Raw genomic sequence first — 6,789 nt, 5'->3', positions numbered from 1 at the left:
ATAAAGCTCATTGTGTTTCTTGTAATTCTTGTACTAACGTTGACGTTTTTGGTTGTTTAGTTTTCAAGGTTCAAGTTTTTCTCAGTTCAGCCTCTCTTTGAGGCGACTTTCTTATATTAACATAACTTTCAATGTTATGTCAATTACTTTTTTTCGCCGCTGCTAACTTCTCTCAAGTCCTCTGCAGCGACGATTTATATCATAACAAGTATTTCTAAAAAGATCAATAGGTTATTTAAAGTTTTTTTACAGAATAATATCTGTGATAGATTCCTTTACCTTTAGTTTCTACTGATTTGGTTGAAATTATATGCTTTTCGATGAGAAATTCAATCATGACGGTAAGATCTACTGAATAGTATTTGAGTTCGTCATGCAGCTGAAGATCTTGAATGGTCCACTCTTCTTTTTGCATCATTACGTCTGTGAGGTGGCTTGATCCGGCCTGAATACGAGAGTGGATAAGGAATTCACTTGCCAGGAAAAGCAGCTCCAGCCTCTTTTCAAGTGTTTCCTCACTATTTACCAGTTCCTCATACAGCTTAAAAATTTCCGGTTCAATTTGCTTTACCTGATTCCACACAGTTACCTCAGGATGAAAACCATTTTCGATAACAGCAAGTCTTGCCAAGTGATGCAGTGAATGAACAACATGATTGTAAGCATCAAGGAAATGACGCGATTCAAAGAAGCCTTTTCCATCCACGTACCTCCGGATGAGCTTAGCGAATTCAATTCCCATTTTTATTTTTCGTCCGTAAAAAGGAAAATCCCGCAGTTCTGTTCTCATATCCTCGATGTATTCATTACGGTCAAAAACAATTCTCCCAGTCAGGAGCCACTCTGTGATTTTTCGGTTGCTCCCTAAAAGCAGCCACTCTTTTATTTGCTGCTCAGATACAATATGCATCGCCGCTTTGTTATCTTCGTATGTATAATGCTTTATAAACAAAGGAACGTCTGCCTCTTTTACAATAATGAACAAAATCGTATCAAATGTATCGGTGAGCGGACTTTTAGGGCCCTTTTTTTCAACTATAACAATACCTAAAGTATTGGGCTGGCTTGCTCTTTCCTGATAAATGGGACGCAGGATGTCTTCCATGTCAATGAACTCCTTCACTATTTAATCCGTACTCTATCAATTCGACAAAGACTGTCATTTTCCTTCTGATATTTCGTAAATATTCCGTCACGAATTCGCTCGTTCGTTCACAAGTTTCTATGATATAGTAAAACTTCAGGGGGGACAATAATGGCTAAAACATATTCAAATAAAATTAATAAAATTCGATCATTCGCTCTTGCACTTATATTTGTAGGATTTGTAATTATGTATGGCGGTATTTTCTTTCGGGAGAGCCCCATTATTATGCTTATCTTCATTTCTTTGGGCATGATTGCTTTAATGTTCAGTATGGTTGTGTATTTCTGGATTGGCATGCTTTCAACTAAGGCGGTGGTTGTGACATGTCCGAATTGCGATAAACCAACAAAAATTCTTGGCCGGGTGGACATGTGCATGCATTGCCGAGAACCGCTTACATTAGATCCGGATCTTGAGGGCGAAGAATTTAACGAAGAGTATAATAAAAAGAATAAAAAAATCCAAACAGTAAACAAATCTGAGTAGACAAAAAAAGAAGCCCACCTTAGTGAGCTTCTTTTTTTGTGCCGCAGTCCTGGCACACTCCGTATACTTCCATCCGATGGTTATTCACTCTAAACCCTGTAACGTGTGAAGCAAGATGTTCCACTTCATCAAGCCCCGGGTAATGAAAGTCCACTATTTTACCGCATTCCTGGCATATAGCGTGATAATGATCAGTTGTGACGAAATCAAAACGACTTGAAGAATCTCCATAGGTCAGTTCTTTCACTAAGCCAACTTCTCTGAATACACGTAAATTATTATATACTGTGGCAACACTCATATTTGGGAATTTCCCTTCAAGCGCTTTATAAATATCATCAGCAGTTGGGTGTGACATGGACCCTACCAGAAATTCTAAAATCGCATGACGTTGAGGGGTAATGCGTACTCCCGTCCCTTTAAGTGAATCTAATGCATCTCTCAGTTGCATTTCTGACACTGCCATGCACCTCTTTCTATAAAAAGTCTTTCTTTATAATCTTTATAAATAGTGTACTCGTCTTCTCTGCACTTTGTCAAATAGTTCTATTCCCTAAAGAAGCAGAGCCTAGACTCTTTGACCGGTTCGCTCCACTTCAATTGAACACTTTCCACAGGGGGCGACGTCTTAAGCCTTCTTAGGTGGTGCTATGCTTAGCGTCAGCTTGCCGTCATATCCTGAGGGAGCCGTCGCCTTCCGCTCTCCCTATACTATTGATAAACACTATCTAATTTTTCCAGTACTTTTTAGTTCTGTCTCAGACATTATTCCCAAATGAAAAAGAGCTTGGGACAAAAGTGTCTCAAGCTCTTTGACCGGTTCGCTGCGCTTCAGGCGGACGCTTTCCGCAGGGACGGCGCTGAGCCTTTTCAGGGCAAGGCCCTGTAAAGTCTCAGCTTGCCGGCAAATCCTGCAGGAGTCGCCACCTTCCGCTCCGCTCTCCTCTTACTATTGATAAATACTTCTTCATTCTTTACATTCTTTTGAGTTTTGTCCCAGCCTCTTTTTCTAATTATTTATTATAGAACACTTCAGCACCAGGGCCTAAGTCGATTCCTGTATACATGAAGATCAAAAGCATAATGGTCCATACAATAGAAAATACAATGGAGTAAGGAATCATAGTGGAAATAAGCGTTCCGATTCCTACCTTTGGATCGTATTTCTGTGCGAATGCAATGACAATTGCAAAATATGGCATAAGCGGTGAAATGATATTTGTTGTTGAATCAGCAATCCTGTATAAAACTTGAGTTAATTCCGGCGCATAGCCCAGATCCATCATGATTGGAACAAACACCGGCGCCATAAACGCCCATTTTGCTGAAGAACTGCCTATAAAGATATTGATAACTCCAACTACAAACATGAACCCGAGAACCAGGAACATTCCTTCAAGTCCTGCGGCACTCAGCCATTCTGCTGCATTGTATGCAAAAATCTGGCCTAAATTACTTGTATTAAAATAGGCAACGAATTGTCCTGCAGCAAAAGCAAGAACAATGTACATTCCCATTGTTGCCATCGTATCAGACATTTGATTGGCAACATCTTTATCATCTTTGATTACCTTCGTAACGTATCCATAAACGAAACCGGGTATTAAGAAGAAAATAAATAAGATCGGTACAAGTGTCTGGAAGAATGGTGCTTCTAAAATATCTTCGTTTGACAGCCCTGCACGCAATGGCCCCCAGCTTGGAACCACTAAAAGAGCTATAAGAACACTAGTTACAATAATCGAAAGCAGTGCCATCCACAGCCCTTTTTTCTCGACAGGTGTAACAGTTTTCATATCTTCTGCTTCTTCTTTGTCGACGTCGCCTTTATAAGTTCCCAGACGCGGTTCAACAATTTTTTCTGTTACAAACGTACCAGCGATTGTCAGCATGACAACAGAAGCAATCATAAAGTAGTAGTTCATTAAGATATTCATGCCTTCAGCATATGCCGGATCAAATGTCGCTGCTGCTGCAATTGTTAACTCTCCAAGCAATGGATCAAGAGATGTCACCAGCAAGTTTGCACTAAACCCTGCAGATACTCCGGCAAAAGCAGCCGCAAGTCCTGCAAGCGGATGCCTTCCTAAACCTGCAAACAAAACTGCCCCAAGCGGCGTCAACACAACATAACCTGCGTCTGCAGCCATAGAGGACATAATTCCTCCAAATACCAATGCAGCTGTTAAAAGCTGTTTTGGAACTGATGTTACTAATGCTTTTAAAGCTGCCGAAATTAATCCGCTTCGTTCAGCAATTCCAATTCCAAGCATCGTCACCAAGACTGTTCCGAGTGGTGCGAATCCTGTAAAGTTTGTAACCGCAGACTCAAACATGTATAAAATACCATCTGAACTCAAAAGGTTAAAAACAGTGATGCTTTCCCCTTCCCCATCTTCAACCGTCCAGCCTAAAGCTGATCCTAACGCGGACGCCAAAACTACGAGGGCGGCAAAAATGAAGAACAGCGTGACCGGATGAGGGAGTTTATTTCCAACCCGCTCAATTCCGTCGAGCCCTTTAGAAAAGAATCCGCTCTTTTTTGTAGTATCCATCAAATCCTCCTACTCTCAAACCTTATTAAATTTTCTAAAAACTTTTTCACCCAAAGGTAGTGTCATTATAATGATAGTCTGGACGAAAAAAAAGGGGTTTTAAAAGATCCGCAATACACGGAAAATTATTAATGTTCTAATAAAAACAGTTAAGTGTTACTTTACACGAAAGATTAGGACAGGTTTTCTTTTACAAAATTCAACGTTTCCTCAACATGTCCTTTAACCCGCACGCCGCGCCACTCTTTCATGATTTTTCCTGCTTTATTAATAACAAAAGTAGATCTTTCAATTCCCATGTATTCCTTGCCAAACGTTTTCTTCAGCTTCCATACTCCATACGCTTCTGCGGCTTCATGATCGGTATCGGCCAGCAGTTCAAACGGAAGCCCGTATTTTTCAATAAATTTCTGATGCTTTTCTATCGGGTCAGGACTGATTCCAAGTATAACCGTGTCAGAATCATCAAAAGACTTCTCTTGATCTCTAAAATCGCAGGCCTGAGTTGTACAGCCCGGGGTCATATCTTTTGGATAGAAATAAAGCACAATATTCTTCTTGCCCTTAAAATCACTTAAGGATCTTCTTTCACCCGTATGCGTTGGAAGTGTAAAATCAGGGGCGGTTTCTTCTGTAGTAAAATTCAAATTTTTCTCCTCCTTCGTTCAGCTGATCTTTCTATAGCTTACTTAAAGAAGTTTCTATTTTCAAAAGATATCCTTTGAATTCTTTCCATTACGATTAAACATTAATGTCCATACAACCGTAACAGGCAAGGCATGTCCCAGGTACGTAGCAAGTATGGAAATCCACCTTCCCCATCCGACTGGGACGATTTCTCCATTACCAACTGAAAACAGCATCATGGCACTAAAATAAATGGAGGTGCTGAATAAACTCCAAAAGGACTGCGGTGCTTCTTCCGCAACCATTACATGGACTCCTTCAAACGTGAGTATGGTAAAAACAGTTGCAAATCCCGTAAGCAGTACTGCATATGTAACCGTCAAAAGGAGGAAATTTCTTAATGAAAAAACCTGTCCTTCCCAAGCGGTTGTCAGGAGACGCTTGATTGCATACCCTGTAATGATAATCACACTAATTAAAATCCCCCACCCCATGAATAGTCCCCCTTATTTGCGCATTCAAGTTCATCATATTACAATACCTATGACGCAATGACAGGGAGGAGACATCATGAATTTTTCTAAATCTGAACAATTACATAGTGAAGCACTTGAACATATCGTGGGCGGAGTGAATAGTCCATCCCGTTCTTATAAAGCCGTTGGCGGAGGATCTCCCGTGGCAATGGAGCGGGGAGAAGGCGCTCATTTTTGGGATGTAGATGGCAATCAATATATCGATTACCTCGCTGCTTATGGCCCCATTATTACAGGGCACGCCCATCCCCATATCACAAAAGCTATCGTACGGGCAGCTGAAACTGGCATTTTATACGGGACACCGACCAGGCATGAAGTTACATTTGCTAAAATGCTGAAGGAAGCTATGCCAGCGATGGAAAAAGTACGTTTTACAAACTCAGGAACAGAAGCTGTTATGACGACAATCCGTGTAGCCCGTGCTTATACAGGTAGAGACAAAATCATTAAATTTGCCGGGTGCTACCACGGCCATTCAGATCTCGTACTTGTAGCAGCAGGATCCGGCCCTGCTACATTAGGGACACCTGATTCCGCTGGCGTAACAAAGAATATTGCAAGCGAAGTCATTACAGTTCCATTTAATGACATTGAGCCATTTAAAGAAGCGCTGGCAAAATGGGGAGATGAAATAGCAGGAGTTCTGGTAGAACCAATTGTAGGCAACTTCGGTATTGTTGAACCAGTACCCGGCTTTTTAGAAGAAGTAAACCGTCTTACTCATGATGCAGGGGCGCTTGTGATCTACGACGAAGTCATCACCGCATTTCGTTTTATGTATGGAGGAGCACAGGACTTGCTTAATGTGAAGCCTGACCTCACAGCCATGGGTAAAATAATTGGCGGAGGCCTGCCGATCGGAGCATATGGCGGCAGGGTGGATATTATGGAAACAATCGCTCCGCTTGGACCCGCTTATCAGGCAGGGACCATGGCTGGAAATCCTGCATCTATTCAGGCAGGAATTGCCTGTCTGGAAGTACTCAAGCAGGATGGTGTATATGAAGAGCTCGACCGCCTGGGAGCCATGCTTGAAAAAGGTATTTTAGCATCAGCCGCCGCCCATAATGTCACCATCACGATTAATCGTCTAAAGGGCGCGCTGACCATTTATTTCTCAGATGAAATCATTCAGAATTACGAACAGGCTGAAGCAACAGACGGAGAGATTTTTGCAAGATTCTTTAAATTGATGCTTGAGCGAGGCATTAATTTAGCTCCTTCAAAATACGAAGCCTGGTTTTTAACCACCGCTCATACTGAAGAAGATATTAAACGGACGCTTGAAGCGGTTGATACAGCTTTTAAAAATTTATAATATTTTAATGAAGATGGAGGATGTTTTCACAATCAGTTGTGGAGACATTCTTTTTATGTTTCAAATCAAGGACAAATTGCAGCTGAATGACCCTGCCTTGTTTTAAATTGGATGTCA

Annotated in this window: 7 protein-coding genes; 2 read left to right on the top strand and 5 right to left on the bottom strand. The window is 41.3% G+C overall.

Going from position 1 to position 6,789, the window contains the following annotated elements; genetic code table 11:
- Nucleotides 1-235: 235 nt before the first annotated feature.
- Nucleotides 236-1,105, bottom strand: a complete 870-nt coding sequence (locus tag P6709_RS16485; RefSeq protein ID WP_278242040.1) for a nucleotidyltransferase-like protein — start codon at nucleotides 1,103-1,105, stop codon at nucleotides 236-238.
- Between the two features lie 150 nt (nucleotides 1,106-1,255).
- Here P6709_RS16485 and P6709_RS16480 point away from each other — a divergent pair, with 150 nt between their 5' ends.
- On the top strand, nucleotides 1,256-1,633 hold the full coding sequence (locus P6709_RS16480) for a YgzB family protein (RefSeq protein WP_278242039.1): 378 nt from the start codon (nucleotides 1,256-1,258) through the stop codon (nucleotides 1,631-1,633).
- Between the two features lie 19 nt (nucleotides 1,634-1,652).
- On the opposite strand, the gene perR is transcribed toward P6709_RS16480, so the two are convergent.
- From perR to P6709_RS16460, 4 genes are all read right to left on the bottom strand, one after another.
- On the bottom strand, nucleotides 1,653-2,099 hold the full coding sequence (gene perR, locus P6709_RS16475) for a peroxide-responsive transcriptional repressor PerR (protein ID WP_442905359.1): 447 nt from the start codon (nucleotides 2,097-2,099) through the stop codon (nucleotides 1,653-1,655).
- Nucleotides 2,100-2,646: 547 nt separating this feature from the next.
- The gene (locus P6709_RS16470; protein ID WP_278242037.1) at nucleotides 2,647-4,188 is read right to left on the bottom strand and encodes an AbgT family transporter; all 1,542 of its coding nucleotides are present in this window, start codon (nucleotides 4,186-4,188) and stop codon (nucleotides 2,647-2,649) included.
- Between the two features lie 173 nt (nucleotides 4,189-4,361).
- Nucleotides 4,362-4,835 (bottom strand): thioredoxin-dependent thiol peroxidase, encoded by a 474-nt coding sequence (bcp, locus tag P6709_RS16465; RefSeq protein WP_278242036.1) that lies wholly within the window; start codon nucleotides 4,833-4,835, stop codon nucleotides 4,362-4,364.
- 60 nt (nucleotides 4,836-4,895) lie between these two features.
- Complete coding sequence (locus P6709_RS16460; RefSeq protein WP_278242035.1) at nucleotides 4,896-5,309, bottom strand: ion channel; 414 nt, start codon at nucleotides 5,307-5,309, stop codon at nucleotides 4,896-4,898.
- Nucleotides 5,310-5,385: 76 nt separating this feature from the next.
- Here P6709_RS16460 and P6709_RS16455 point away from each other — a divergent pair, with 76 nt between their 5' ends.
- A complete protein-coding gene (locus tag P6709_RS16455) occupies nucleotides 5,386-6,672 on the top strand; it encodes a glutamate-1-semialdehyde 2,1-aminomutase (protein ID WP_278242034.1) in 1,287 nt (428 codons plus the stop codon).
- The last annotated feature ends 117 nt before the right edge of the window (nucleotides 6,673-6,789 follow it).

The sequence above is a fragment of the Jeotgalibacillus sp. ET6 genome (assembly GCF_029667115.1).
Lineage (GTDB): Bacteria > Bacillota > Bacilli > Bacillales > Jeotgalibacillaceae > Jeotgalibacillus.
Note: the sequence above shows the minus strand (reverse complement) of the source record. Positions and strands in the feature narration are given on the sequence as shown.